Raw genomic sequence first — 26,246 nt, 5'->3', positions numbered from 1 at the left:
CCAAAACATTGGGGAGAGTGCCTCAGAGACGGACTGGTCAGGGAATGACGATGGTGGACTCGGCTTTGAAGTTGGGCTGTGGCTGAACACTGCATTCGGCGGTGTTGTTCCAGCGGTATCGTTGCGTTCCTTGATGGGCAGCTGATCCTCAGGGAGTGGAGTCCAGGCCCCTCCGTGGACGGCGGCCATAGAAGCACTGGCGCGGAAGCGCAGGTGGCCCTGGACAGACATTCCAGGGGTGTGGAAGGAGCTTTCACTCCCGGAAGGCGGACATGAGCTGGTTGATTGAACCGTCCCACGCTATGGAGTCACCGATAGGAACACCTCCACGAGGGCCGGGTCAAACTGCCGGCCGGCCTGAGCGCGCAGTTCTGCCGCTGCTTCCTCTGGAGCCCATGCTTTCTTGTAAGGCCGTGCACTGGTCAGGGCGTCGTACACGTCCACCAGGCTGAACAGCCGCGCTGCCAGGGGAATCTCTTCACCCGCGAGCCGGTCCGGGTACCCCGTGCCGTCCCAGCGTTCATGGTGATGCCGGATGACGTGCCTGGCGGTGGTGGGAATGGTGGGAATCCGCGCAATCATGTCCGCGCCGACCGCCGAGTGCGTCTGCATCAACGCCCACTCTGCCGCGTCCAGCTTCCCGGGTTTGAGCAGCACCGCGTCCGGGATGGCCAGTTTGCCCACATCATGCAGGTACGCGCCCTGACGCAGGGCATCACACTCGCTGTGATTCATCCCCAGCTTGCTCGCAACTTCCGAGGCCAGCCGCACCACGCGCTCGGTGTGGCCGTGCGTCTCGAAGTCGCGCAACTCAAGCGAGAGACCCAGGGCCAGCAGTGCGCCCTCATGCGTACTTTTCAGGTCATCAATAAACGCGTTGCGTTCCACCGCGCGGCCAATCAGTTCCGCCACCCGGCCGGTGAGGGACTGCGCGCCGCTTGGCAGGGCCCGGCGTGGTTTGAACCACACGAAACCCACCAGCCCCACGGCCCGGCCCCGCTCCAGGACCGGCGCGCTCACCACTGCCTGCACGCCGGCCGCCACCAGGGACGGCAGGGCCCCAGGCGCATGAGGGTAGTTCGCCACGGCCAGACTGCCTGACTCCAGGCCGAGGTCCTGACTGAGTTGCTCCAAGCTGGGGAGCAGACGCTTCAACGCGGCGTGGAACGTGGCGGGGGCTGTCCGGTCTTCGATCAAGGTCCCACTTTCCAGGTGAAGGTAAGCCGCGTAATCCGCATTCAGGAACTCCCGGCCGTCCATCAGGCAGCGTCTGGTCACCACGTCCTCCTGGTCCAGCGGTCCCTTATGGCGCGCGACGTCGACCAGCACTTGCAGCTCCCTCACCCGCTCGGCATTCCCCTGCTCCGCCCAGACACGCTGGATGGCCGTCACGCCGGAGGACGCCACGGCATTCATCAACTGCATTTCTGAATCTGCAAAGGTCACGCCGATGGGCCGCGCAGCGACAAGCACCCCCATCTGGCGTTCACCCGCGTGCAGGGGCGTGACCAGCAGGGTGGCCTGCTTCAGGCGAAAGAGCGCGGCGTTGTCCACGTTCCCTTCGAGCTGAAGAGAACTGCGTGTGAGGAGGGCCAGCCACAGTTCTCCGTCTCCACGGGGGGCGGTGTGCGGGGTGACCTCGTACGGCCAGCCGCGGGCCGTGAGGTGCAGGGCGTCTTCTTCAGCATCGAAGCGCAGGTACACCACGTGGTCGGTGCCGAGCAGTTTCACCGCTTCCAGGCACAGGGCGCTTTCCACGTCCTCGAGGGTGTGGGCGACCCGCAGGTCCTGGCTGAGCCTCACCAGCACCTCCAGTTCCCGCTGCCGCGCCGCTTCATGGGCCCGCCGGCGACCATCCGAGATCAGCGCGGCCGCGAGGGACGCGAACTCCTCAGCCAGCATCACCGAGTGATGATCGAACGCGTCTTCGCGGTGCAGGTTATCCAGGTGGATTTCCGCGACGACTTCACCGCTGAGTTCCACTGGGACGCTGAGGTTCGCCCGCAGCTCGAGCAGTGCCGCCTGCTGCTCGTAGATGGCCCGGCTTTCCGGGTGGGGGACCACCCGGCGGGAATGCGCCAGCAGGGTGTCCTGGCCGCGCAGGATGCGCGCGCGCCCCTGGGCCCATTCGGGCCCGCTGTGCCATGCCTGCGCCTGCACGACCGTCTGCTCGACGCCCAGCAGGGCGTCGGAGTGTCCCACCTGGGCCTGATAGCGGAACGTGTCGCCCTCGCGCAGGGTCAGCGAACCGGCTTCCGCGCCGGGGACACTCGCGACCGCCGCTTCCAGCAGGCCATTCCAGGCGGCTGAGGTCAGGCCTTGCTGCTGCGTGAGGAACTTCAAAGTTGAGCGAACTGCCTGCACCGCGGCGCCGGGATGTTCCACGGCCCTGGCCGCTTCCGCAGGGGTCACGCCCAGGTTCCGCGCGGAGCGCCGGGCTGTTTTGTCGCGCAGCATGCGCTGGTCGGCGAGCCGCAGCAGGCCACCGGTGGCCTGCGCGTCGGTAGGGTACGTGGCGGTCCCCACCGACGCAGTCATCAGCTGGAACCCGGCTGCGCGGGTGAGCTGCACCGCCTGCGCCGTCAGTTCAGCGAGGGGCGCTCTGGGTTCACCCTGAATCAGCACCGTGAATTCGTCCCCGCCGAGGCGGAACACCTGGCCGTCATGAAAGACCTGACTGAGGGAGGAGGCAAAAACGTTCAGCAGTTCATCCCCCCGGGCGAAGCCGAACTGCGCGTTCATGTCCTTGAGTTCATCCAGGTCGAAGAGCAGCAGGTGAACCGGCTGGCGTGCCTCGTCCGCCCACACCAACCCAGTATCGAACGCCAGGTCAAAGGCGCGGCGGTTGCTCAGGCTCGTCAGGGGATCGCGGTACGCCAGGGTCTCCAGCGCACGGGTGCGTTCCTGCACACGCTGCTCCAGGTGCGTATTGGCGTCCCGCAGGGCCTGCTCAAGTTCATGTCGCTCGGTAACATCCCGCGCGATCACGATGACCCCGTTGACCGCTCCATCCGGCAGGATCAGCGGGAACCTGGAGGATTCGTACACCCGCTCCCGTCCCTGGATCACCGCGCGGCGTTCGTGAAGCATGTGCTGGCGGGTGCGCATCACCAGCTCGTCGGACGCACGGACGGACGCGTACAGCTCCTCGTCAAAGAATCTCCGGTCGTCTTGTCCGATCAGGTCGTCCCGGGCTTTCCCGAGGGCCGCTTCGGCAGCCCGGTTGATGTCCACGAAGCGGTGTTGCGTATCCTTGATCATGATCAGGTCCGAGGCGTGGTCCATCAGGGCGTGCAGGCGCACTTCCTGAGCGTGCTGGATCTCGAAGGCCTCACGCAGTTCACGCACGCCTCGCTGGCGTTCGAGTTCACCCATCACCAGGTCTGCGAACTGAGCAAGCATGACCTGCTGATGCTCGCTCAGGGGGTCGTGCTGCTCGGAGTCAAGCAGGCAGAGGCTGCCAATCGCGTACCCGTCGGGGGTACGCAGCGGCGCGCCAGCGTAGTAGCGCAGGTGCGGAGGTTCAGTGACGAGGGGATGCTGGGCGAAGCGCGCGTCCGCCCAGGTGTCGGGGATTTCCAGGATGTCCTGTTCGGGCAGCAGGATGGTGTGCGAGCAGAAGGAGAGTTCGCGCGGCAGGTCATCGCCTGGCCACCGGGTGTGCGCCCAGGTGTGCTGGTGGTGCTCACTGATCACGTTGATCTGCGCGCTGGGAATCCCGAGACTCTCCGTGGTTAGCCGGGTAATGCGTTCGAGAGCCTCACGGTCGGCGGCGTCAGAGAGTGAGTACCGGGACAGGGCATGCTGCCGGTCGAGCTCAGGGGAATCCATAGGGTGCTCCTCAAGGCGCAGGGTCAGACATGGCCCTGGATGCAAAGATTGAGATGGCCCTGGTGTCTATTCAATCTCCGCGACTTCGTGCGCGACGTCCTGGGTGAGGAAAATCAATTGGGGCTCAGGACTGACGTAATGCCACCATACATCCTCAGTACTGCCGCAGTACTTCATTGATTGCCCATCGAGAGGCCCGCATGTCATTCGATGGACCGACGTTAAATCATTTTTTACCTGCTGATTTAAATTTATCTGTGGCTTCTTTAGATGGTTTTCCGCGGTGGCATGCTGCCGGTCACGGGGCAAATAAGAGTTTCGCGGTCTTCTTGGGTGATCAATCGGCCAAGTCAAAGGCAAACATTCAACGCTTTGCTCACCTCTTTGCGCTGTACAGTCAGGATATGAACTCAGGCCTGAAGTGACCCTGCGTGCCAAACGTCAGCGCACCTTTAAGTTCTCAGACAGCACCGAGACTCAAATTGCTCACCTCTGTCAGGTGACCGGCAGCGGCGCGACCGCTGTGGTGGAACAGGCAGTAACGACGCGTTACCGCGAGTTGTTCGGAAAACGGGCCCTGTGGCGTCTTGTGCCGTCTGGGCAGAAGGTGAAAACCCAGGCTCAGACCGAGAGCTGAAGGGCCGTAGTAGGCGCAGGCGGGCGCCGAGAAGTGCACCCAACCTCAGGGCTGGCAGCAGCGCCTCCATGATGAGCGCGTTCGGGAACAGGACCGGTTGTGGTCAGGGTGAGCGGCAGGATAGCATTGTCCGCAGCAGCCTTCTTCAGAAAAAGCCTTTGAAAATGTTTCCCGAACCTCTGCCGGAGTGAATTCAGTGAAAAGTCCACCTGCGCTGCTCAGAATGAACCATGCTGACCGCAGGGCGGTCTGCAAGGTATCGTGTGGGTGTCGGCTCGGTCGTTTTTTCATCGCAGAAAACACGCTATACGAGCCGACTTTTCCGTTACCTCACGAGTTTTGACTGGTAGTCAGATCCGTCATTTGGCATTCGGATCGAACGGCTCCTGCTCCACCTACTTCGTGGAACGTGCGGAAGCGCGCGCTTGTAACGGTAACCGACCAAGCGTCGAGGGCACCTGACAGGAGTGGCGGCGCCAGGCGCGGATCACGCCACCTGCCGGACTCAGGCGATGCCCCCTCGCGTTGAAAGGAACGCTCAGGGCCTCGTGAGCCCGGCGCGGGGATGGAGCTGCGCGATCTCACCCCAGCGGAACTGGCGGACCTTCTGGACAGCGCGTACCGCGCCGATCGGGGTGATGGGGACGTTGACGCGCCAGGACTCGACGTACGCGTCGCCCTGGCGGACCTGTTGGGCTGCCACGCGGACCTGCGCGACGCGACCTGGGACGCCTGGCGCGACGAGCTGATGCAGGCAGAGGAACGTGTGGATGACGCGGAGTACTGGCTGGATGTGGAATTCATCCAGCCGTGTCCGGAAGACCGCCCCGCGCCGTTCTGAAGCGCGCCGGCCAGGCGAGGTTGACCGGTTCAGCTCACGGCTCGGGCCATTCCTGCGCGGCGTCCAGCGCCGGGTGAGGCGGTGGACGATTCGCCTGCTTCTGGTGCCGTTTGCGTAGCAGAACCAGGGTGCCCACAAGTCCTCTCGCTTCGTCCAGCGGCTCCAGAACCGTCCTCGCCACGCCCGTCCTGTGGGTGGCCGCCGATGATCTGCCAAATCCCTTGTGCCGTCCAGCGACGGAAGCTACTGGCAACGGTTGTCCATTTCCCAAATCGTTCAAGGACATCTCACCAAGGCGGCCAACAGTGGCCTGGAAAGGGCGCTGTTATGGCCGGCGGCAACTCCGGCGCTGGACGGTGCGGAGGGACGCGCGCAGCGGTGTGCAGCGTCCCTCTATCAGGTCAGGATCAGGGGCAGGCGATCAGGTCCGGGGCGTCGCCGCCCGCCGCGCGCAGGCAGCCGCCGTTGGGCAGCACGCTCACGGTCTGGCTGGTGGTGGCGGTCGCGCCGCTGTTGTCCGTGACGGTCAAGCGGATCTCGTACGAGCCGTCCAGGTCGTAGTAGTGCTCGACGCTGGGGGTGTCGTACGTCATGCCGTCTCCCATGTCCCACAGGTACGAGACGATGCTGCCATCCGGATCGTAACTGGTGCTGTTCGCGACGACGCGGCCGGTGGAACGCGTGACGGTCTTGGTGAAACTCGCCACCGGCAGGGCGTTCCCGCCGCTGCTGACGGTCACGGTCTGCGAGGTGGTGCTGCTCAGGCCGCCCGCGTCGGTGACGGTCAGCGTGACGGTGTACGACCCGGCGGCGCTGTAGGTCTTGCTGACGCTGCTGCCCGAGGCTGTAGTGCCGTCCCCGAAGTTCCAGCTGTAAGCGGTGATGTTGTTGTCCGGGTCGGTGCTGGTGCTCGTCAGGGTGGCAGTCAGGCCACTGACCGTCTGGGTGAAGCTGGCGCTGGGCGCGCTGTTCTGCACGGGCTGTGGGACGAACAGCAGGCGGTTGGGGCTGCCGGTGCCGACGTTTGAAACGACGCCAGTGGTGGCGTTGGAGATCAGCGTACTCGCTACCTGCGCGGGCGTGAATGTGGGGTTCGCAGAGAGGATCAGCGCGGCGGCGCCCGCCACGTGTGGGGAGGCCATGCTGGTGCCGCTGATGGTATTCGTGGCGCCGTCACTGCTGTTCCAGTCACTGGCAATACTCGTGCCGGGCGCGAAGAGATCCAGGCAACTGCCGTAATTGCTGTAGGTGGTGTCGCGGCTGTCACTGGAGGTGGTCGCCCCGACCGTGATGGCAGCGGGGGTGCGGGCCGGGCTGTAGTTGCAGGCATTGGCGTTGCTGTTGCCCGCAGCGACCACCATGGTCAGGCCGCTGTTGGCAGCACCGGTAACAGCGTCGTCAATGGCCTGATTGGCGCCGCCACCCAGGCTCATGTTGGCCACGGCGGGACCGCTGCGGTTGCTGGCAGCCCAGTTGATGCCGGCGATCACGCCCGACCAGGTGCCGCTGCCATCGCAGCTCAGGACCTTTACGGCCACCAGACGCACGCTCTTGGCCACCCCGGCCCAAGTGCCGCCCGTGGTTCCGGCGACGTGGGTACCGTGGCCGTTGCAGTCGGTGTTGTTGCCATCTCCGGTGGTGTTCGTGCCCCAGCTGGCCCGACCGCCGAAGTCGGTGTGAGTGGTGCGGATGCCCGTGTCGATGATGTACGCGGTGACCCCGGGAGCGGTGTCGCCATACACGTACTGGCCGTTCAGAGGACGGTAGCGCTGGTCGAGGCGGTCCAGGCCCCAGGGCGGGCTGGTCTGCACGGTGTTGGCCGTGGCGATACCGTCCTGCTCGACGTACTTCACTCGGGGATCGGCGCGGAGTTTCTGCAGGTTGGCGGGACTGAGGGTCGCCGCAAAGCCCTGCAGGACCTGCGTGTACACGTGCTGCACGCGCACGCCCGCGGGGTCGAGGTTGAGCTGCGAAACGACCGACTGGCTGCTCAGGCGCTCGCCCTGTTTCAGAACCACGATGTACTGCCCGGGGATGGCGCCGGCGTTGTCGGTGCCCAGCAGGGGGGCCTGCCCCGACCCGGGCGTGCTGGGCTAGCTGCACGCGGCGAGCAGGGCGGTCAGGGTGATGATCGGGAGGATGCGGGACGGATTCATGGTGGACCTCCGATGCTGGGTTGTAAGTCATCACGGCAGACGCAGGGGCGATCCGGACCGAGCAGGTCATGACCGGGTAAACAGCTGCGTTGTCGTGATGTACCTTGAGCTTATCCGACGAGATGAGAATCTGGTGTGCATCAATGTGAAATCAATGAAATTGAATCCTTTCCGGCGCTGTCGTCCATCCCTCGGGAGTGAACTGAAATCGCGCTTCGATCATGCGTTCCTTCGGCGGTCCGCCAGGGACCAGAGGAATGCGGGGCCCCGGTGGAGACCGCAAACAAGAAAGTTCAGGATATGGTGCGAAGAATCAACGAGTGGCGGCGCAACAACTGTAGTTGAGGAGATGCACCTATTGATCGCGTTTCGGTTTTGCATTGTCGAGTGCCGCATAGTGTCTGGTACTGACCTCCCATCTCCAGCGTGATGCGGTATTCCGGCTTGATCCTATGTGCTTAATCCAGAAGACTGAGTGTATGCATCCCGTCTGGGCCGCCTCCCTGCTGTTGCTGTGCTCCGCCTGTGGTCCGGTCGATGTTCTGGGCGCTGACTTCTTGGGTCGGGAGAACGCCCGCAAGTACATCGCGGCCTGCGCTCGCAGTACCACTGACGTGTATTGCAAGGCGCTGCTGCCTACCCTTCAGAGCGTCAGCGGTGAGGTGACCGTCATCCTGGTGACCCTCGGTGACGAGGACAGGACGGCCGCCATCGAACTTGAGATGCGTAGGCAGGGACTGAACATGAATGGTTTTGTCGGCTCTGCTGCCGCAGACCGGTTCGCGCGGGCGAACATCTTCCTGGCATCCCGGGTAGCAAGCGGCACCATGACGAGCCTGGATGGCAAGACCCACACTGTCACCTGCTCCAGAGACGCGAGGAACACGGACGTGTGCCTGATTGACGGCATGGTGCGTGAGCACAACGCCAATGACGGCGTTCCGGACGCTGAAGGCAACATATTTGTCACGGACCGCGTACTGCGCTTTTAGAGAGACCAAGGCAAGGCCATACTGCTTTGACCTTCTGCCTTCAACCTGAAAGATGTCTGCTATGGCACCAGCAATGCAAACCAAGCGCGTTATCAATAAATGATCAAACTGAAGCTAATCCTGTTGGTTCTTTTGTCCATCGTTGCCGCCCTCACGCTCAGCAATTTTGGCTTCACTCCGCCTGTTGCAATAGTCTACGCGCTTATAGCCACGGGGATTCTGGTCATGAGACCTATTCAGCCATAGCTCAGCATCTGACACTCCGCCTGGAGCAGTGCCAGGAGCACGTCCGCGAGCCGCCGTAGGGCATCGAGGCGGCGATGAGGCAGGTGGGATTTCAGGTGACTGGCCAGTGTGTCAGCATGCAGTCGGGTAGTATCGGGGAGCGTCACAGACCCAGATACCACCCTTTGTCATGCCGCACTGCGTCCAGAACGCCATTCCCCGCAAAGTGTCAGGTGCTGAGCGTGCGCCGGCCTCGTTCGATACAAAGTGAACTGGACAGCGGACTACCAGGACGTTGTCAATTTTGCGCAAGGCGTGCGTAGCCATGCTGAGTCGCCCTGTCCTCTGAGTCAGATGAAATCGGCGCCATCGGCGAGAGCAGCACCATAAGTTTCTAGAATGTCGATCGTTTCCGAAGAGATATCATCCACGGTGCCGTAGACGCCATCGACAGCAAGATCGAGAGAGTCATCCAGCATGTAAATGTCCTGTGCCTCAGCACCTGACACTTCGGGACACTGAGGTGCTGGCGGTCGGAAATGGCAACCCGAGAAGCCGCAGGCATTCCCAGAACACGTCGCCGCCCCACCGTGCCGCTTGACTCAGGATCTGCCACCCGATCCATGCCTGACTCACGACTGCTCGCCCGCGGTTGTCTCGCCGAGGGGCGTGAGTTTCTGTCTGCTGCGCGCCGACCCGGGTCATCCAAGCCAGGGCAATGCAGAGCAATCCGAACAATCGAGAAATTCGCTCTGGGGACGTCATGTGTGTGGACTCCAGATTCAAGCCGCGAGATTTCAACGAGCTGAACGTGGCTTCAATGCCCCAGCGGAGCCGATAGGTGTTCAGTACGTCCAGCACGGTCACATCGGATGCCACGATCACCCTGTCCCCCGCGGGGGACAGGGTGATGACCACGTGCATCCAGCCCCCATACACCCACGTCCGCTCGAACAGGGTCCGCACCTGTCCCGGTTGCAGCGTCGTGAACAGGTCTCGAACCAGTTCATCGGAGGTCCTGGTGTTCTCCCGGATGCGGAGACACTGCCGGATTCGTTTCCAGCGCAGGAACGAGCACCACTCGCGCCCCACGAACGCCCGGTCTGCGATCACGACGGCCCAGCGTTGAGCCGGAAGTACTCCCTGCAGGCGGGCAACCAGCAGGATTCGGGCAGCAGTGCAACTGTTGCCTTGATGCGGCAGGATCGACCAGACGAGGGGAATCACCGCGCCCCCAAGCAGAACGCCCAAGACGAGGATGTTCAGCGGCGTCTGGCCGTCGTGCCAGGTGGTGCGGTCCATGATCAGGGTGAGCTTGCCATTGGGCAGCAAGGGAAGCAGGACGTCGCAGACGTCCTGCGGCGTGAGCTGAGCGTCGTGAAACACGCGGGCCACCGTCCGGGTTTTTGATTCCAACGTAGCTGATCTGGGGAGATGAAGCGCGATCTTGCGGTGGAGTGTGGACTCGGCCTGGAGCACGGCCAGGAGCACTTCGGCAAGACGACGGAACGCGTCCGTACGGCGGTGTGGCCAGCGAGTGTGCAGGTCGGTGGCCAACGTGTCAGCATGGAAGCGGGCAGCACTCGGGGATCGTCACAGACCCAGATACCGCCCTTTTTCAGGACGCACTGCGTTCAGGACGCCATTTCTCGCAAAGTGTCAGGTGCTGAGGCCGCCACCCGTCCAGGCGGGTCCCTCCATCAAGGAGGCTGCGGCCGCGCTGCGTCAGAAGCGGGAGCTGGCCGAGCAGGCCCGTCTGGGGGTCGCGCCTGCTCGTCTTGAGGACCTTCGGTCCCTGTCTTTGTTCAGTGGGCATGATGTCCTCTCGGTCGTGGTCTTGGAGGAGCGCCTTCGCGCCCTGCAAGACGAACCGCGCCCGGCCTTGCGGGAGTGGGTTCAGGGCTCGCTGACGCTCGTGCGGACGATCACCAGTCGGGACGTGTGCCTCCACCTGTCGGTCCTCACGCAGGTGGAACGTGCGGCGCGTCAGGCCAGGCTGGCGGTTCCGCTGATGAGGGCGGTCACGGAGCGCGAGGCGGCCGTGCTGGTGTTCGAGGGCGTGATTGCGAGGGTGAAGGCCGCGAAGGTCGTGCGCCGGGGGCAGCGGGTCTGGAGTGTGACCCTGGACGGGGCGGCCTACCGGCTGGACGCCCGAACTGGGGAAGTGCTCGGCACGGCGTTCACGCCGGTGGGGCTGCACGTGCACCGTCACAGCATGTAGAACGCGGTGGGTCGGGTGTAGGCAAATCTTTCCAGGGCGCACCAGTCCGAAGGATCCAAAAGATGGCGTTGAGGATCGGTCGACTTGACGTCCGGGGACGACCTTTCCCATCGGTGCGGCGCGGTAGGTAGGAGGAGACGGGGGCAACGAGATCCCAGTGTTGATCCATAAACCAACCTGAGCCCCACCCGAATGCATCAAGCTCAGCATTCAGGGGGCGCTTGCGATCTCCCGCAGAAAGGCTGCATAGGTCATTCCAGCAGCGTTCGCGTTGAGGTAATCGCGATACGCCGTGAAATGGAAAGCACAGTTCTCCACCAGGCCAATGTACGTCTCCAGCTGCCCACAGCGCATGACGTTCTGCTCGAATTCCTCCAGCAAACGCAGTAAGTCGCTGCACTGTTGCGCTGAGGCGCCATTTTGGCCGTACAGCACACCCACAGGGAGTTCGTGAAGCGTGTAGCCCAGGGAGCGGGCCTGATGCTCAATCAACTGTTTCAGCGCCAGGAGATCATGTGGATCCTGTCGAACCGCTTCCTTATAGAGCCCCTCTGCGGTCATCAACGGTGCCGGCATCGTCAGTGTCAGCCTGGGCGAGCCGTGTATCCATTGGTGAAAGTGTCCCAGCCAGCGTGCACAACCGGGTTCGCCGTGGATGACGCCCTCAAACAAAACAGGAAAGAGCACGCGCTCAAAAAGCGGAAACCGAATGGGAATCTCCGCATGATCATCAGCAACGTGTGCCGCAAGGTGTTTCGCCCAGGCGCGCCATGGCGTGAATTCACTGCACAGTGCCGTGATAAAAGCATCCAGCTGCGTGAGGGCATTCTTTCGTTGGCCACGCTGTTCCAGATCCAGATAGGCCATCCAACGCCTTTGAAGATCGTGGGGTAACGGCTGCATCATCGACGTCGAGTGTAGGGGTTCGCAGGGGGTCAGGGGCGCCGGGTGAACAGGGGTTTGACGCCCGGGCAACGCCGCGTGTCCCAGCTGGTGATGTGGTTCTGGTCACGGGGCAGCCAAGCGGTCAGGCCCCGGCTCGCGGCCGGGGCCCTGCGGGTGGTGCGGTGATGGGTTGACCAGGCTGTGCCGTCGGGGAGCAGGAGCGTGACTGCCTGTCCTGGGAAGAGTTCGGCAATGTCGTGCTTCACCTGCGCTGCCCACTCGGGGGTGTTCGGGACTTGGCGGGAGTACAACGCTGTGCCGTGCTCATCGCAGGCCCGGTATTCAGCATTGCCGTTCTCAGGGTCGATGTCGCGGTACACCAGGGCGTCTGCTTCCAGGTCGCCGTGGTGCTCGGGGACGTTCAGAAAAACTTCGGCGTCGTGGTCCATGCTTCCTCCTGCACGCATGGTGCCCGAGCGAAGCGTCATTCAGTGACTCAGTGAAATGGAGGTCGTGTGCTCATTGGTGGGCCAGGGCTCCGGCCAGGGTGCACCTGCCCTGAGTTTGGCGCGGTCGCCGAAGTGGTCGCGGACGTGCTGCATCAGGGCGACAACGCTCCCGACATCCTCTTCGTCGGTGCAACCGATACGGCCGAACAGCGGGTGATCCACGGTCAGGACCCAGGGCCAGCCCGCCCAGGTGCGGTCAATCGTGGCCGGAGCGTCATAGGCCGCGTTGAATTCTTCCTGGGGCAGGTGGCCAAACGTCCGCATGGCGTCTTCCAGGTGGTCCATCAGGTCTGTCTTGATGACGCCGTCAAACTCGACCGGTCCATCCCCAAAGCCAACAGCGAAAACATACTGGGAGATAGGTGTCTCCTCTGGAGTGATGCCTGTGCAGGGGCGCGAAACGGAAGGCGTGGACAACCCCGTGAGCTTGGCGATCTTCTGCAGCGAGAGGCCGGTCTTTCGGAGACGACGGGCCTCTTCTCGCTGCTCTTGGGTGTTGCGCGGTCTCGTTTTCATCCCCAGCCGGATGAGGCGCCGGCTGATCACCTGAAGCGGGGCCCCTTCAGTAGGGCTTCAGGCGACCGTGCTTGAGGTGGCCGTCGTCGGCGGCCCAGCCGGCCAGGGCCTGCTCCGGATGCGCCGCGTACCCCTGGAGGCGCAACCGCTTGCCGTGCTCGGCGAGTGTGGCGCCCAGCACGTCGAGGGCGTCACCGAACAGGTCGGGGTCCTGTTCCTCGCTCAGGAACCGTGACGCGAGGCGGCCCAGCTCGAACGGATCGGTGGGGCACCGCGCGTCACCCTCACCCGTCACCGTGAAGGCGCTCTCGTCGAGCACGCTGGCCAGCGCCTCGTGCACCAGGCCAGCCGTGACGCCTGGCAGCCGCGAGAGTGGCAGGGTGAGGGTCACCGTCACGCCGTCATGCGCGGGGGGAGGTTCGCAGGGCGGGGTGATACCGTCGCCGTTCAGGATGGCCTCCCGCAGGGCCTGGGCCGCGCCCTGCACCGCGCGCAGGGCCGTGTGATGCGAAACACTCGCGCCGTCACCGGCAGCGGCGGCCTGCTCGTGCGCGCGCAGGCGCATCCAGGCGTCACCGAACTGTTCGAAAGCGGTCTGCTGCGCGGGGGGCAGGACCAGCTGGCGTGGGGTGGAGACCTGGGGTGTCGTGGGCTGGATCATGGTCTTCCTCGTCTGTCGGGTCGAGTGAACGGGTTCGGGTGGCTCGGGGCATCCACCCGGGGCTCCAGGTGTCTCGCGGCGTCTCGCGCCGAACCGGGCGTGCGGTGGTCAAAGGGGGGCATGGAGGCCTCTGGGGTACACGCGAAGCCCCCGACCTGGGGGGTCGGGGTCTTGCGGGTTGGTGGAGTTGTGGGCGGGTCTTACCAGTCGTCGCCGTCGGGTTTGGTGAAGGTCACGGTGTGGCCGGGGAAGAGTTCGGCGATGTCGTGGCGCACCTGCGCTTCCCAATCGGGCGTGCTGGGGGTGTCGCGCCGATGGAGCTCGGCGCTGCCACCGATCACTGTCCAGAGGACGGTCCCGGCACCATGGTTCTCTTCACGGTGCACCAGGGCGTCGGGCTCGAGGTCGCCGTGGCCTTCTTCGACATTCAGGAAGATCTCTGCGTAGTGGTCTATGGTGGCCTCCTGGCGAGAGGATGGGGGGTCAGGGCGTCACCCGGTGACGGGCCGGTATTCGCCGTACTCGCCGAAGCCGCCGCTGGCGTGGCTGATGGTGACGTACTGGTAGCCCGTGACGATGGGCGGAGTATTGGTCATGAGAGCCTCCTTGTGGGCGCCCTGTGTCCCAGGTTCGCCCCTGCCCTTCGCTTCCATCCTCAGCCGTCCGGCTGTGAGTGGGGGCTAGGGCGTGTCGGCCAAGGTACCCCTACATGACATTTTGGGGCGGTAGCGGCCAAACCATGTACCATCGCTCTCCCTATGCTGTTGGCATGAATGACCTGGAACGGCACGTTATACAGCAGATTCTGACTGTCGAAGCGGCTGATTTTTCAGAACTGACTACTCAGCTCAGTCAGCTGGCCGTGGTCTCACGGCACGCCACTGGCGTGGGCGTTTATACAAACTTCAGTCCTACTGCCGACTTGGAACCTTGCCATTCATGCCCCTCCGTCATGCGGCTTGGTCAGCATGTGGTGGCATATATCGGGGCAAAAGAAAGTCTGGGCGGATTTGTGCTGTACGTGGATGACGGCATTATCACGACCCTGGAAGGCTACATCTATGAGGGTCAATGGCCCGACGATGCATTGCAGCACTTCAGGCTCCACTGAGACTGTTGACCTTGGCCTACACGCCCTAGGACATGTTGCTGCCGTTCTCAAGCGATCCTTTGGCGTCAATCACCGCGCGGTCCAGCAGCTTGAGCCAGGTCGCCTCGGGGATGTCGGCGAGGTGCGCGTCCGGGTACTCCTCCTCCAGAATCAGGCGCAGGGCCCCGGCCTCCTCAAGGTCGGCTTCTCCCATGCGGTCGGCGAGCTCCTGGTCGCTCAGGTCGTGAACAGTGATGATGCGCTGGCCGTCGTTGTCGTCGTGCATGTGCCGCCTCCCATGACCGTGCCGGGGGACCGTCCCCCGGCCCATCCCCACGCGGGTGGGGAACGAATCCGCGCGCCGCAACCCGAGAGCCGCAGCGACACGATAAGGGTAGAAGGCCAGCGCGACAACACGCATTGGAGGTTGTCGTCACTCGGATTCAGCCAGAGGCGTAAAGCGAGCCTCGATGACAATGGCGCTGTCCGCCTGGACGCCCACGGCCTCGTAGGCAATGTCGCTGGGAGAGTGCCGCACGCCACGCTCGCGGAGCTCCGCGATGAGCATGTCGTTCAGGCCTTCAAGATTGAGTTCAAGCAGTTCATCTATTGATCACGGCACAGGTTTGCCTTGCTCCCGCCCAGACCCGTCGGCGATCAAGCTCACCCAGACACCTGAAGTCTGACGGCAACCGATACCAAGCTACGCCGTTATCAATAGGCTGAGAGTGAACTGAAATCGCGCTTCGCTCATGCGTTCCTCCGGCGGTCCGCCAGGGACCAGATGAATGCGGGGCCCCCGGACAACTTGCGCCGTCCGGCGAGAGGTCAGGGTCTACAGTGCTCAGGCCGGGTCCTCCGGCGGTGTCAGGGCCGCAGCGAGGTTCTGCTCGTGTGCGCGGACGAGGTCGGGTTGCACGCGGCGGACGGGCGCGTCCTCAGCGGAGGAGCCCCCGAACGTCGTCGCCCACATGGCCTCGTCCGGGACCACGGCGTTGAGATCCTCGCAGATCACGCGCACCGGCGCGTCCGCGCATACGACGTCCAGGCGGCCGCTGTGGGTGATTTGCACCACCACGGTCGGGCGGGCAACGGGTGCCGGGGCTGCCTGGCCCTGGGCGAGTGTCAAGAGATCGGCCAGCTGCTCGCACAGATTGCCAGCGCCGTGGGTCGGGAAGTCGCATCCCATCTCGGCGTACTCACTGGCCTGGGTCTGGAGCTCGGTGATGGCGTCCGTGAGGGGGGTCATGCCTGCGTCTGTGGGGGTCTTCGTCATGCGCGCTCCTCCGTGGGGTACACGTCGAGAATGTCGACCGCGCCGTACTCGCGCTGGAACTGCACGGTCGCGCCCGCCACGCCGGGGACAGACACGCCGCGCTGGGCACCGGTCAGGGCACGCAGGCGACTCAGGGCCTCGTCGGCCGTGTCCGCCTGAACGTCAAACGTCAGCGTGGCAGGGAAAGTAAAGCTCAGGCCTCCCCAGCGATGTCTGGCAGCAGCGCCGGGCCTTTGGGCGTCCGGGCCGCGGCGTGCTCACGGGTGCGCTGCTGCGCCGCTTCAATGGACCGGGCGTCACAGTGGCAGTCGTACGTGGACCGGCCCCGTCGGAACCGCAGGGTCAGGGCGTACCCGTCCACGGCCGTGATCTCACAGCCCGTGGCGCGCTTACCGTCCGTCCAGATCAGCGTGCCCAGCACGAGGCCTGCGCGCGGCTGGATCCGCTCGTGCGCGGCCCGAATCTCGCGCCGTTCCCGCTCCTTGCTCAGCAGGTCGCGGGCGTAATAGATCTCCATGCCGATGACGCCGCCTTCGGTGCGGATGCGCTCATTGTTGCGGGTCCGCATGTCCTCGGTGAGCAGGTCCCCGAGCAGGCCGATGATGTGCGGGCGGACTTCGGCGGTGTAGAACAGGCCCTGACCGAGGGCCTCGGCGACCAGGTACTTGAGGTACGCGCGGTGCGGGTCGAGGGGCCGATGGCCGCGGCGGATCTCTGCCCAGATGTCGCCGGATTCACCTGTGGTGGCGGGCATGGGGTACAGGCCGTCCGGGCGTGGGGGAATCCCTGCTTCTTCGGGTGCGGCGGGCGGCTCCGGGGGGCGCAGGGACATGGTGATGGCGGGTTCCAGGGGCGAAGGGGCCTCGTGCGTCCGTGGTTCAGGCATCGGCGTCCTCCTGCCAGTCGTAGGCGAGGGCTGGGGACGATTCCTGGTGTGCGAGGGCCTCCGCCCAGAACGCGTCAAAGCGCTCGCGGGGAATGGTGAGGTGGACGTCCGTCCCGAAACCCCGGAACGTCACGATCTGGTGGGGGCCGGCCCGGCCTTCGACGAGCAGGGACGGCCAGTGGCCGCCGCTGGGCTCAGTCCAGCAGTGGTGCCCGTTGCGTTCGAGCCGCGCGTACGTGTTCGCGAGCGCTTCGATGGCGGTGTCGAAGCCCTTGCGCGGGGCGGTGAGGCGCGCCGACCGGGCGTCCGCCGGGGGCGGGGTGTGCGGGGGGGTCGGGATGGTCATACGAAGCCTCCGGGGGGCAGGAGCAGTCGGTGCAAGCGGCCCACGGGCCCCTGACCACCGCTGTCCATGACCGCGGCCCTGCGGCGGTGAAAGGGGTGGTGAGGGACGTTGGTCTCGTCTGGGGCGGCGCGCGTCGGTCATGAAGGCCGCCTCAGGAGCCTGGCGCTTGACGCGGAATCCTGTCATCGGTCACGATAGACCTCACTATCTAAGCTTTCTTCGATAGCTGGAGTGACCCCTGATGCCCCCCCGCCTGACCCAGATCCGCCTGACCCTCCTGCGCCTCACTGCGCGGCTCACCCGCGCCACCGGCGGCCCCCCCAGCGCCGCCGAACTCGCCCGCGCCGCCGCCCTCACCGAAGCCACCATCAGCTTCCATCTCAAAGCCCTCACCGAACTCGGGCTGATCGAACGCACCGGTGCCCGAGGCCGGCTGATCCTCACCGACCAGGCCAGATACGCGATCCAGGACGGCATCCCCATCTACGGACAGATCGCTGCGGGCGCGCCGATCCTCGCTGAGCAGACCCCCGACCACGTGACCCCCAGCCTCGATCAGCTGCTCGGCGTGAAAGACGGCGACTTCCTGCTGCAGGTGCGCGGCGACAGCATGACCGGCATCGGCGTGATGGACGGCGACTACGTGCTGGTCCGACCGACACCAGAAGTCCTTGATGGAGAAGTGGCCGTCGTCCTGATCCCTGGGGAGAACGCCGCCACGCTCAAGCGCGTCTACCTCTTCGGGGAGGAGGTCATCCTGATCAGCGAGAACCCGGATCATCCAAGACGCAACTACCCGGCGACCGACGTGCAGGTCCAGGGCCGGATGGTCGCCCGCCTGGGGCTCGCCGGGCCCCGCCCTCTGACGCGGAGGGCCTGACCATGGCTGGACGCACGCCGAGCCTCACCGCCTGCGTCCTCCTCACCCCCTGGCCACTGGAACATGTGAGGCGTCAGCATCCCGGCGTGCCCGTTGCCGTCCTGAATGAAGCGAGGCGCGTGCTCCAGGCGTGCCCGCTCGCGCAGGCGGCTGGCGTCCAAACCGGGATGCGTGAAACCGCGGCCCTGTCCCGCTGCCCGGACCTCCACGCTGAGGTGGTCCCCGCCCCGGAAGCGCAGGCGATCTGGGCGGAACTTCTGGAGCAGCTGTACGCCCGCTTCAGTGACCGGGTGGACGGACGGACGAGCGGAACCGCCTACCTGACCCTGTCGGCCTCCGGGGCGCGGGAGCTCGCCGCCGCCCTGCACGCCCCCGTGGGTCTCGGATCGTCCCGGGAACTGGCGCACCTGGCCGCCCTGAGGGCACAGCCTGGAGAAGTCAAGACAGCCCACCCCGGTGCCAGTGCCGAGCAAGCGTTCCTGAAACTCACGCCCCTGGCGCACCTCACGGCACTGGGCCTTCCGCTCTCCGCGCTGGAGAAGCTGCACTTCCTGGGCCTGCGTGACCTGGGCGGCCTTATGGCCTGGACGGCCGCGCAGCGTGAAGCGTTCCTGGGCGTGGACGTCGGCAAGCGCCTGAACCGCTTCCTGAAAGGGGAGCGGACGACCACCGTAGACAAGTACCGCCCCGGCCAGATCCTGGAATCATCCCTTGAGTTCGACCTGCCCGTGACCGAACCCGCCCAGGTGGACGCCGCCCTGCGCGACCTGATGCCGAGTTTGATCACCGAACTCCGGGGTCGCCTGGCCGCGACCCTGACCGTTCACGCCGACACCATCGGGGGCCGGCTCAGTGCGTCCCGGCAGCTGAAATGGCCGCTTGACGAGGCCGCACTCGGACGGGTGGCTGGCCTGGCCTTGCAGGGCGCGGCGGCGCTGCCTTTGGGCATTGACCGGCTGACCGTGCAGCTCGGCGGACTGGCGCACCCGGGGCGGATGGTGGGCCTGTGGGCGGGCCTCGCGGAGCTGGAGGTCACGAAAACCGTCCTGGACCGGTTCCCGGACGCCCTGGTGCGGGTGGAGTGGCTGGACCCCTGGGCGTACGCCACCGACGCGCAGTACGCCTGGGTGGATTGGCTCACCGGGCAGGTGCGCGCCAGCGAAATGACCCCCCGGCAGGCCTGGACCCCGAAACCGGCCGTGCGCCGCGATCAGGCCGTGCAGCGCGTCCTGGCGTTTTTCGAAGGACATGACCCATGAAGGCGTACCAGCCGGAGGTGCACGTGGACCTCCAGGGCGCCCGACCTGCCCGTCTGATCTGGCAGGGTCAGGCGTACGCGGTCCAGGCCGTGCTGGACCGCTGGCGGTTCGGTGGCCGCTGGTGGCTGGGGGAACGCCCCCGCACCTGCTTCCTCGTGCAGGCCGGACTGCTCACCGCTGAACTGCACCACGAGGATGGCGAAGGCGGCCGGTGGTGGCTGGCCCGGATGGTGGACTGAATGCTCACGTCGCTCCTGGCGTGCCACTCGTACTTTTCGGAGGGCCGCAGCACTGTCAGTCCGAGGCGCCTCGTGCAGGTGGCGAAAGCCGCCGGATTCACGGCGGTCGGCCTGGCCGACTGGTGCAGCGTGGCCGGTGCCGTGGACCTGTGCGACGAAGCCCAGCTGCAGGGCCTGCAGGCCGTGATCGGCGTGACCCTCCCTGTTCTGTTCCCCAGTCCGCCCCGCTCGTCCACCCCCACCCAGATGTTCCCCGTGGTCCTCCTGGCCCGCAGCCGGGCGGGCTACACGACCCTGTGCGAGCTGATCACGGCCGTGAACCTGACGCACCCGGACGGTCTGCCGCTGGACGTCCTCCGGCAGGCCGGTGGTGGGGTCCAGGAGCATCTCGTCTGCCTGACTGGGGGGCGAGGGGGCTTTCCGACGGTCCTGGGAGAGCAGCGAGACCTCGCGCGGGCAGCCATGTACCTGCGGTTGCTGCGGGGAATCTTCCCGTCGGCGCTGTACGTGCAGCTGTTTCACGGGGAAGCGCCCAGCGAGCAGCGGCGCCTGTCCTATCTGCGCGGCCTGGCACGGGACCTGGAACTCCCCGTGGTCGCTGCCCCGGACGTCTGCATGGCCACCCCGGACGAGTACCCGCTCCTTGACGCGCTCACCTGCGCGCGATTGGGCATCGACGTGCAGACGCCTCATTCGGAACGGCCCCGCAATGACGCCCGTCAGGTGGGCACGCCCGAAAGATGGGCGGAGCTGCTTCCCTACGGCGACGCCCTCCTGAACGCCCAGACCCTGGCGCAGGGGTGCGCCCTGCACCTCCTCCCGGAGCGGCTGAGCGTCCCCGAGCCCAGCCTGAAGCCCTTCCAGACCGCCCAGGAGGCCCTGGAGGAAAGGGTGTTCGCGGCCGTGCCGGAGCGGTACCTGCCGGATCAGCGCCCCGCTGCACTCGACCGCCTGAAGGCCGAACTGAACACCGTGGCCGAACTCGACATGGCCGGGTTCTTCCTGACTGCCGCGGAGGTGACCGACTACTGCCGCGCGCACGGCATCCTCGCGGCGGGCCGGGGCAGTGCCACAGGAAGTGTGCTGTGCTACGTCCTGGGCATCACCCTGAGTGACCCATTGGCGCACAACCTGCTGTTTGAGCGCTTCCTGCATACCGGGAGAACGTCCATGCCGGACGTGGACATCGATATCGCCAGTTCCCGGCGCGATCAGGTGCTGAGCTGGGTGGAGGGACGCTGGGGCCTGACCGGTACAGGTGAGGCGATGGTGGCCAACCGCATCACGTACCGACTGAAGAGTGCCATCCAGGACCTGGGGCGGGCGCTGGGGCTCCCCCCGGAGCTGCGTGACCGGTTGAGCCGCTCGTTAGGACGGGACTTCGGGCACCTGCGGCCGCACCGCGCCCGGGAAGCCGAAGCGGTCTTCACCGAGGTGCTGGGCGACGCTCCGGTGAAGGACGCCCTGCTGTCACTGCTGGACCGCCTGGAGCCCCGGTTCACCCGCCATCTCGCCCCGCACTCGGGCGGCGTGGTGCTCAGCAGTGAATCCCTGACCCACTACAGCCCCCTGATGCGCAGCTCCGGGGGTATCCGCATGCTGACCTTCGACAAGGACGACGTCGAGCGCCTGGGGTTGATCAAACTCGACCTGTTGGGGCTGCGGATGCTCGCGGCCCTGGAACGCGCCCGGGAAGAAGTGCTGCGCTTGACGGGCGAATGGGTGGCGTACGGCCAGCTCCCGGATGATCCCAGTGTCTGGCGGGAGATCAGCACCGGCGACACCATGGCGCTCTTCCAGATCGAGTCCCCAGCACAGGTGCAGATGACGGCCCGGTTGCAGCCGAAGAACATGACGCAGCTCGCGCACCAGATCGCCCTGATCCGCCCCGGACCGATTCAGAGCGGCACCGTGCACCCGTATGTCCGTCGCGCCAGGGGAGAGGAACCCGTCCCGGAACTGCCTGAGCCGCTGAACTCCATTCTTGCCCCCACCCACAGCACGTTGATGTTCCAGGAGCAGATCCTGCGCATCGCCGTGCAGTACGCCGGGATGGACTGGCCGGACGCGGACCGCTTCCGGAGTCGCCTGAGCAAGGTGGAGGATCCGGACGAGCTGGCCGCCCTACGCGTGACCTTCCTGGAGGGCGCAGCCGCGACGGTCGGGGCCTTTCCCTGGGAAGCAGAAGCGGTGTTCGAGCAGTGCGCGGCGTTCCGCGGGTACGGGTTCGCCGAGAGTCACGCGCATGCGTTCGCCCAGCACAGTTACGCGAGTGCGTACATGCGAAGGCATCACCCAGCGGCGTACTTCGCGGCGTTCCTCACCGAAGCGCCCGGGATGTGGCCGGCGAGTACCATCGCCGCAGAAGCGGCCCGGCGAGGGGTCCGGCTGACCGGCGCGTGCGTGAATCGCTCCGGTGTGTCGTACCGCGCGGAGTCTGCACACACCGTCCGCGTGCCCCTGACGGCCATAGAAGGCCTCAGCCTGGACACCGCCCGGCAGATCGTGCAGGACCGCCTGACTGGCGGCAAGTTCCAGGGTGTGGAGGACTTCTACGACCGCGTGCAGATCAAGCGGGACGCCCTGGACACCCTGGTGAAAGCGGGTGCCTTCGACGCGATCGACCGTCACAAGAACCGCCGCGAGGCGTACTTCGTGCTGCAGACGGTCGCGCACGCCCGGCCGCCCGGAACGCGGGCGCTCCTGGCACCAGCGGCTGCCCTTCCCGACCTCCCCGAACTGCCCATCGACGTGCAGGCCGCCCTGGACATGGAGTTGACCGGCACAACCCCGACGGGGCGGCACCCACTGGACGCGCACCGCGCACGCCTCCGGGATCTGGGCTGCGAGGCCCTGGCCCGCCTGCGGCACGGGTCCACCTGTTGGGCCGCCGGGGTGATCGTGGCGAAGCAACGGCCCCCCACCGCGAAAGGCTTTGCGTTCTACGTCCTCGAGGACCACTCTGGTCGGATGCAGGCGATCATCAGCCCAGACCTGTGGGAAGCCCACCGCGCCCTGCTGCGCGACGCCCGGGCGCTCATCGTCCGGGGGCAGGTGACGCGGCAGGGCCGCGCGGTGACCGTGCGGGTCGAGGGCCTCGCGGAACTCCCGCTCCGGCCCGGTGGCCCGGCCCAGGCGGCCGACTGACCAGCGACCCGCCCGGAGCCGCTTGACGAAGCCCTGCAGCTGCGACCTGAATCTCTCGGTCAGAGGTTTCGTTCGAGATAGGCCGTTCCTGACGAGGCGTCGGTTGGCGTGTAAGGGATGAACCCTGCGCGGTCCAGGAGGGCTCTAGACCGAAGGTTCTCTGCCTCCGGGCAGGCCCAAAGACGTTGAAAGCCCGCCACACGCGCCGCCTCGATCATGGCGAGCAGGGCAGCGGTCATGATGCCGCGGTGCCACGCCGGCCCGAGCAGCACTCGTGCGTTCCGACAGCCTGGGGAGTTTCTCCGGCGGGAGCCAGCCCTGTACGTTCATCCTGGCGTGTCTCCATCCCGCTCCTGGTCAGAGCTCAATGTCGCTCAGCGGCGCTGCTGGGCTTCGGCAATAAAGTCGTGCGGGTACGGGGCCGGGTTCGCGCTCGCCGCATTCAACCGTGCCAGCTGATCGGCGCTCAGCGTCCAGCCGCTGGCCCCCAGGTTGTCTTCCAACTGTTCCATCGTCCGCACGCCCAGGATCGGAGCCGTCACGCCCGGCTGACACAGCACCCAGCTCAGCGCCACCTGTGACGGGGTCTTGCCGCTCTCTTCGGCGACCGAGAAGAGGCTGTCCAACACCCCCCAGGTATGTTCGTTGTTGTAGTTGCTCCAGGACTCGCCCCAGCCTTCCTGCTCGGCCTTCTCAATCCGTGAACCGGTTATGGGGTGCTGCATGCCGCGCCGGAACTTGCCGCTCAGCCACCCGCCGCGCAGCGGGCTCCAGGGAATCACGCCCAGGCCCTCGTTCAGACAGACCGGGAGCAAATCCCACTCGGTGCTGCGGCACAGCAGGTTGTACTGCGGTTGCAGGCAACTGAACACCTCGAGGCCGTGCTGGCGGCTGAGATCGATGGCCTTCTGAAGTTGCCAGCCCGTGAAGTTGCTGACCCCGATGTAGCGCACCAGGCCGCGCTTGACCAGGCCGTCGAGGGTGGAAAGCGTCTCTTCCAGCGGCGTGCGGGCGTCCCAGCAGTGAACCTGGTACAGATCGAGATAGTCGGTCTGGAGCCGTTTCAGGCTGGCCTCGACCCCCGCCAGAATGTGCTTTCGCGACAACCCGACCTCGTTCATGCCGTCCCCCATGGGAAAGCGAACCTTGGTGGCGATCACCAGGTCGTCCCGCCGCTGGCGGTTCAGCCAGGTGCCGATGGTGGTCTCGGAGGCTCCGGTGCTGTAGACGTCGGCAGTGTCAATGAAATTTCCGCCCGCTGCGACGAAACGGTCAAGCAGACCATGGCTGGTCTGCTCATCGGCCTCGCGGGCGAAGGTCATGGTGCCCAGGCAGAGTTCGCTGACCTTCAGTCCAGTCTTTCCAAGAAAACGCTGCTGCATGCTCCGATTCTTGCAGAAGCAGGGGTGACCTCCGTCTCACGCGGGTGAGCGCCTCTTTACACTGATCGGTACGCAGTCCTCCGATCACCCAGCGGTTGAACGATCTTGAACCGTTGGAAAGTGCCGCAAGTTGACGCGAGTGGTTCATGATCTGGAAGGCAGTGAGCCTGAGAGGGTGCGGCCCTCGACGAGCAGGAACTGCACGCGCGCCTCGGTGCCCACGGCAGCTGTCATGGCGCACTCCAGCGGCCCAGGGACACCCGGGCACGCGTGCGGCGCCTGGGGGGCTTCTCCTGGCCACGGAGCAGCAGGATGAAGAGTCCTGCGCCCAGCACGACCCCGGAGAACGCGGGGGAGATCAAGTATCGAGCGTGTGCGGTGACGAGAGTCAACGCTACGTTGGGCAGCAGGACGGCCGCGAAGATGGGATACAAGGACCGCTGGCGGACCTCGTAGACCTGCCACAGGCGGTCACTCACCCACCGGGCAGAGCGGCGCTTCAGCGTGAAGTGCACGGGCAGCAGCAGCGTCAGGAACAGGGCGCTGCTCAGCAGCGCGGTGAGCAGCAGCGGGTCGCGCTGCAGGGCGGTCACGGCCGTCGACCCCAGCAGCAGCGCTCCGGAGCCGAGGGCGAGGCGCAGGAAAAACCACCCGGCCTGCTGCTTGCCGGGGGGGAGGCGGCGGAGCTGATCACCAAGGGCCGACATACGGGGCCACTGGACGGGGATGCGGACGGGGGGCGGGACGAACATGCATGCGACTCCTGGAGGCGGGTCGGTGAGGCGATGGGCGGACACCGCATGCCTCACCCCGCCAGGGGTGATGGGTCGTCCGGGGCCGGGGGGGCACCGGTCAGTGGCAGGCGGGGTGGAGTTGGGCGATCATTTCGAGCAGTTGCCGGAACAGGTACAGGGCCTCACTGGTGTCCGACCGCCTGGCCTGCCATAACCAGTGCGCGAGGTCGCGGGCGTGGCGGTCGTGGGCGTCGAGGAGCGCTTGACGTTCCTCTGGGCTGGCGGCTTCAGCGCGCAGGAACATCACGGTGAAGTCGTCGTGCAGCCAGGTGCATGCGAGCTGGGCGACCGGCTGGAGCGGCTCGGGCAGTTCGGAGGGATCAATGCTCAACGTGGTCTGTGGGGTCATCCGGTCCTCCTGGCGCCTCGGCCCGCGTCACCGCTGCTCGTCGATGAACTTACGGACCTGCTTGAAGAGGCTGGGTGCTTTGGGGGTGAGGACCGCGTGGGTGAAGTCGACCGGGTGACAGGTGCCGCCGGTGACCTGTTTGGAGAGCGCGGCGCGGCGGGCTTCGAGCTTGCCGGGGTAATGGACGTTCAGGTGCAGCTGCCCTTTGCCGTCGGCCGGGCCGATCAGGACGGCGAAGTGCTCGGTGTGTGTTTCGGGATCGATGTAGTGCAGGCGTTCGCCGAGGGTCATGCCGGTCGGGTACATGGGGGCTCCTGGAGTAGCGATACCTTTGCGGGATTGGGGTGAGGGCGGGGGGACTGGTGGCGGGAGGTGCGTGCGTTGAACAGGGCGCGGCTGTGGTTCATCACGGTGCACGGGACGCTTCTGGCGGCACCGCGACACCTTTGCGGGATTCAAGCGAGGGCAGGTGTGGCGACTGAAGTGAGGCGGTGATGCTCGTCGAATATGAGCCGGACGGTCTCGCTGCCCACCTGCACCATCCACGTGGCGCCCTGGATGCTGATCGGGCAGTTCTGGGCGGTGAACAGCGCGCGGATGGTGTTCGGGTGGTTGAGTTCGAAGCGCCGGACCAGGGTGGTGATCAGGTGGACGCTGTGCTGGGCGGTCAGGGGCGGGGCTTCAGGGACGTCGTGCAGGAGGAAGTAGGCGGCTCCCCCGGGGAAGTCGCCCTTGAAGTACGCGCCGGCGCCAGTGATGCCACGGGCGATCATGGCCAGTTCAATGCCGCTGGTCTTGCGGGTATTGAGGGTGGGGGTGGTCAGGACGGAGACGCCGTGCTCGATCCCGTACGCGAGAACCTGGCGGCTGTCTTTGAGGACCTCGTCACTCAGGCCGCTGCCGGTGTTGGCCCAGCCCCAGCGCCAGGAGGCGTCCCGCTCCAGCTCCGTCCCGAGCAGTTGCGCCGCGTACGGTCGGTGACTGGTGCTGATGTGCAGGAGGCCGCGGTTCAGGTCGGCGTCCCAGGTGTGCTCGCCGAGGAGGCTGGCCAGGTGGTCCTGACGCAGGAGGGAGGGTCCGGCGTGCTCGCTGAGCAGGTCGTGGTAGACGCACATACAAAAATC

Annotated in this window: 31 protein-coding genes; 10 read left to right on the top strand and 21 right to left on the bottom strand. The window is 65.7% G+C overall.

Annotated features, from left to right (window positions below):
- Positions 1-300 precede the first annotated feature (300 nt).
- The gene (locus tag LAJ19_RS20625; protein WP_225524458.1) at positions 301-3,831 is read right to left on the bottom strand and encodes an HD domain-containing phosphohydrolase; all 3,531 of its coding nucleotides are present in this window, start codon (positions 3,829-3,831) and stop codon (positions 301-303) included.
- Between the two features lie 200 nt (positions 3,832-4,031).
- On the opposite strand from LAJ19_RS20625, the gene LAJ19_RS20620 reads away from it, so the two are divergent.
- From LAJ19_RS20620 to LAJ19_RS20610, 3 genes are all read left to right on the top strand, one after another.
- Positions 4,032-4,256: a hypothetical protein gene (locus LAJ19_RS20620; protein WP_225524453.1), complete on the top strand. Its 225-nt coding sequence runs from the start codon at positions 4,032-4,034 to the stop codon at positions 4,254-4,256.
- Entirely contained in the window at positions 4,253-4,468 is a 216-nt protein-coding gene (locus LAJ19_RS20615) for a hypothetical protein (protein ID WP_225524452.1), read from the top strand. The genes LAJ19_RS20620 and LAJ19_RS20615 overlap by 4 nt, the downstream gene beginning before the upstream one ends.
- A gap of 565 nt (positions 4,469-5,033) precedes the next feature.
- A complete protein-coding gene (locus tag LAJ19_RS20610) occupies positions 5,034-5,309 on the top strand; it encodes a hypothetical protein (RefSeq protein ID WP_225524450.1) in 276 nt (91 codons plus the stop codon).
- A 407-nt stretch (positions 5,310-5,716) separates the two neighbouring features.
- Here the strand turns inward: LAJ19_RS20610 and LAJ19_RS20600 are convergent, their stop codons facing one another.
- On the bottom strand, positions 5,717-7,327 hold the full coding sequence (locus tag LAJ19_RS20600) for a S8 family serine peptidase (RefSeq protein WP_349774864.1): 1,611 nt from the start codon (positions 7,325-7,327) through the stop codon (positions 5,717-5,719).
- Positions 7,328-7,944: 617 nt separating this feature from the next.
- Here LAJ19_RS20600 and LAJ19_RS20595 point away from each other — a divergent pair.
- Positions 7,945-8,457, top strand: coding sequence for a hypothetical protein (locus LAJ19_RS20595; protein ID WP_225524448.1), 513 nt, complete (start codon positions 7,945-7,947; stop codon positions 8,455-8,457).
- Positions 8,458-9,032: 575 nt separating this feature from the next.
- Here LAJ19_RS20595 and LAJ19_RS21805 read toward each other — a convergent pair.
- Both LAJ19_RS21805 and LAJ19_RS20590 read right to left on the bottom strand, forming a co-directional pair.
- Positions 9,033-9,161 carry a hypothetical protein gene (locus tag LAJ19_RS21805; RefSeq protein WP_255639940.1) on the bottom strand — a complete coding sequence of 43 codons (129 nt, stop codon included), beginning with the start codon at positions 9,159-9,161 and terminating at the stop codon, positions 9,033-9,035.
- A 16-nt stretch (positions 9,162-9,177) separates the two neighbouring features.
- A complete protein-coding gene (locus LAJ19_RS20590; RefSeq protein ID WP_432804265.1) occupies positions 9,178-10,239 on the bottom strand; it encodes an IS4 family transposase in 1,062 nt (353 codons plus the stop codon).
- Positions 10,240-10,513: 274 nt separating this feature from the next.
- Between LAJ19_RS20590 and LAJ19_RS20585 the strand changes: the two genes are divergently transcribed.
- Entirely contained in the window at positions 10,514-10,903 is a 390-nt protein-coding gene (locus LAJ19_RS20585) for a hypothetical protein (RefSeq protein WP_225524447.1), read from the top strand.
- Here LAJ19_RS20585 and LAJ19_RS20580 read toward each other — a convergent pair.
- The 6 genes from LAJ19_RS20580 to LAJ19_RS20555 form a co-directional block, all read right to left on the bottom strand.
- The gene (locus tag LAJ19_RS20580) at positions 10,863-11,072 is read right to left on the bottom strand and encodes a transposase (RefSeq protein WP_225524445.1); all 210 of its coding nucleotides are present in this window, start codon (positions 11,070-11,072) and stop codon (positions 10,863-10,865) included. The two genes, LAJ19_RS20585 and LAJ19_RS20580, sit on opposite strands and share 41 nt — an antisense overlap.
- 41 nt (positions 11,073-11,113) lie before the next feature.
- A complete protein-coding gene (locus LAJ19_RS20575; protein ID WP_225524444.1) occupies positions 11,114-11,809 on the bottom strand; it encodes a hypothetical protein in 696 nt (231 codons plus the stop codon).
- 29 nt (positions 11,810-11,838) lie between these two features.
- On the bottom strand, positions 11,839-12,237 hold the full coding sequence (locus tag LAJ19_RS20570; RefSeq protein ID WP_225524443.1) for a hypothetical protein: 399 nt from the start codon (positions 12,235-12,237) through the stop codon (positions 11,839-11,841).
- 39 nt (positions 12,238-12,276) lie between these two features.
- A complete protein-coding gene (locus tag LAJ19_RS20565) occupies positions 12,277-12,843 on the bottom strand; it encodes a helix-turn-helix domain-containing protein (protein ID WP_225524441.1) in 567 nt (188 codons plus the stop codon).
- 16 nt (positions 12,844-12,859) lie between these two features.
- Complete coding sequence (locus LAJ19_RS20560; RefSeq protein WP_225524439.1) at positions 12,860-13,474, bottom strand: hypothetical protein; 615 nt, start codon at positions 13,472-13,474, stop codon at positions 12,860-12,862.
- Between the two features lie 200 nt (positions 13,475-13,674).
- Positions 13,675-13,815, bottom strand: coding sequence for a hypothetical protein (locus LAJ19_RS20555; protein ID WP_225524438.1), 141 nt, complete (start codon positions 13,813-13,815; stop codon positions 13,675-13,677).
- Positions 13,816-14,243: 428 nt separating this feature from the next.
- Here LAJ19_RS20555 and LAJ19_RS20550 point away from each other — a divergent pair, with 428 nt between their 5' ends.
- On the top strand, positions 14,244-14,585 hold the full coding sequence (locus tag LAJ19_RS20550) for a hypothetical protein (RefSeq protein WP_225476703.1): 342 nt from the start codon (positions 14,244-14,246) through the stop codon (positions 14,583-14,585).
- Between the two features lie 25 nt (positions 14,586-14,610).
- On the opposite strand, the gene LAJ19_RS20545 is transcribed toward LAJ19_RS20550, so the two are convergent.
- The 5 genes from LAJ19_RS20545 to LAJ19_RS20530 all read right to left on the bottom strand — a co-directional run bounded on the left by LAJ19_RS20545 (position 14,611) and on the right by LAJ19_RS20530 (position 17,072).
- Entirely contained in the window at positions 14,611-14,850 is a 240-nt protein-coding gene (locus tag LAJ19_RS20545) for a hypothetical protein (protein ID WP_225524437.1), read from the bottom strand.
- 147 nt (positions 14,851-14,997) lie between these two features.
- Positions 14,998-15,132 (bottom strand): hypothetical protein, encoded by a 135-nt coding sequence (locus LAJ19_RS21800; protein WP_255639935.1) that lies wholly within the window; start codon positions 15,130-15,132, stop codon positions 14,998-15,000.
- A gap of 276 nt (positions 15,133-15,408) precedes the next feature.
- Positions 15,409-15,840, bottom strand: coding sequence for a hypothetical protein (locus LAJ19_RS20540; protein ID WP_225524435.1), 432 nt, complete (start codon positions 15,838-15,840; stop codon positions 15,409-15,411).
- Positions 15,841-16,033: 193 nt separating this feature from the next.
- Positions 16,034-16,726 carry a hypothetical protein gene (locus LAJ19_RS20535; RefSeq protein WP_225524434.1) on the bottom strand — a complete coding sequence of 231 codons (693 nt, stop codon included), beginning with the start codon at positions 16,724-16,726 and terminating at the stop codon, positions 16,034-16,036.
- A complete protein-coding gene (locus LAJ19_RS20530; RefSeq protein ID WP_225524433.1) occupies positions 16,719-17,072 on the bottom strand; it encodes a hypothetical protein in 354 nt (117 codons plus the stop codon). Before LAJ19_RS20530 ends, LAJ19_RS20535 begins: the two co-directional genes overlap by 8 nt.
- A 241-nt stretch (positions 17,073-17,313) precedes the next feature.
- Here LAJ19_RS20530 and lexA point away from each other — a divergent pair, with 241 nt between their 5' ends.
- From lexA to dnaE, 4 genes are all read left to right on the top strand, one after another.
- Positions 17,314-17,952, top strand: a complete 639-nt coding sequence (gene lexA / locus LAJ19_RS20525) for a transcriptional repressor LexA (protein ID WP_225524431.1) — start codon at positions 17,314-17,316, stop codon at positions 17,950-17,952.
- 86 nt (positions 17,953-18,038) lie between these two features.
- Positions 18,039-19,211, top strand: coding sequence for a Y-family DNA polymerase (locus LAJ19_RS20520; protein ID WP_255639932.1), 1,173 nt, complete (start codon positions 18,039-18,041; stop codon positions 19,209-19,211).
- Positions 19,208-19,450, top strand: coding sequence for a DUF6504 family protein (locus tag LAJ19_RS20515; RefSeq protein WP_225524424.1), 243 nt, complete (start codon positions 19,208-19,210; stop codon positions 19,448-19,450). Before LAJ19_RS20520 ends, LAJ19_RS20515 begins: the two co-directional genes overlap by 4 nt.
- The gene (dnaE, locus tag LAJ19_RS20510) at positions 19,451-22,597 is read left to right on the top strand and encodes a DNA polymerase III subunit alpha (RefSeq protein ID WP_225524422.1); all 3,147 of its coding nucleotides are present in this window, start codon (positions 19,451-19,453) and stop codon (positions 22,595-22,597) included.
- A 59-nt stretch (positions 22,598-22,656) separates the two neighbouring features.
- On the opposite strand, the gene LAJ19_RS22235 is transcribed toward dnaE, so the two are convergent.
- The 6 genes from LAJ19_RS22235 to LAJ19_RS20480 all read right to left on the bottom strand — a co-directional run bounded on the left by LAJ19_RS22235 (position 22,657) and on the right by LAJ19_RS20480 (position 26,237).
- Positions 22,657-22,815, bottom strand: coding sequence for a hypothetical protein (locus LAJ19_RS22235; protein WP_432804276.1), 159 nt, complete (start codon positions 22,813-22,815; stop codon positions 22,657-22,659).
- Between the two features lie 156 nt (positions 22,816-22,971).
- Entirely contained in the window at positions 22,972-23,979 is a 1,008-nt protein-coding gene (locus LAJ19_RS20500; RefSeq protein WP_225524419.1) for an aldo/keto reductase, read from the bottom strand.
- A 230-nt stretch (positions 23,980-24,209) separates the two neighbouring features.
- Positions 24,210-24,731, bottom strand: a complete 522-nt coding sequence (locus LAJ19_RS20495) for a hypothetical protein (RefSeq protein WP_225524418.1) — start codon at positions 24,729-24,731, stop codon at positions 24,210-24,212.
- A 100-nt stretch (positions 24,732-24,831) separates the two neighbouring features.
- Positions 24,832-25,122 (bottom strand): hypothetical protein, encoded by a 291-nt coding sequence (locus LAJ19_RS20490; RefSeq protein WP_225524416.1) that lies wholly within the window; start codon positions 25,120-25,122, stop codon positions 24,832-24,834.
- Between the two features lie 27 nt (positions 25,123-25,149).
- Complete coding sequence (locus LAJ19_RS20485; protein ID WP_225524415.1) at positions 25,150-25,428, bottom strand: hypothetical protein; 279 nt, start codon at positions 25,426-25,428, stop codon at positions 25,150-25,152.
- 149 nt (positions 25,429-25,577) lie between these two features.
- A complete protein-coding gene (locus tag LAJ19_RS20480; RefSeq protein WP_225524414.1) occupies positions 25,578-26,237 on the bottom strand; it encodes a DUF6882 domain-containing protein in 660 nt (219 codons plus the stop codon).
- Between the last annotated feature and the right edge of the window lie 9 nt (positions 26,238-26,246).

This window comes from Deinococcus taeanensis (genome assembly GCF_020229735.1).
Classification (GTDB): Bacteria; Deinococcota; Deinococci; order Deinococcales; family Deinococcaceae; genus Deinococcus; species Deinococcus taeanensis.
This window is presented reverse-complemented; position numbering and strand designations above follow the sequence as displayed.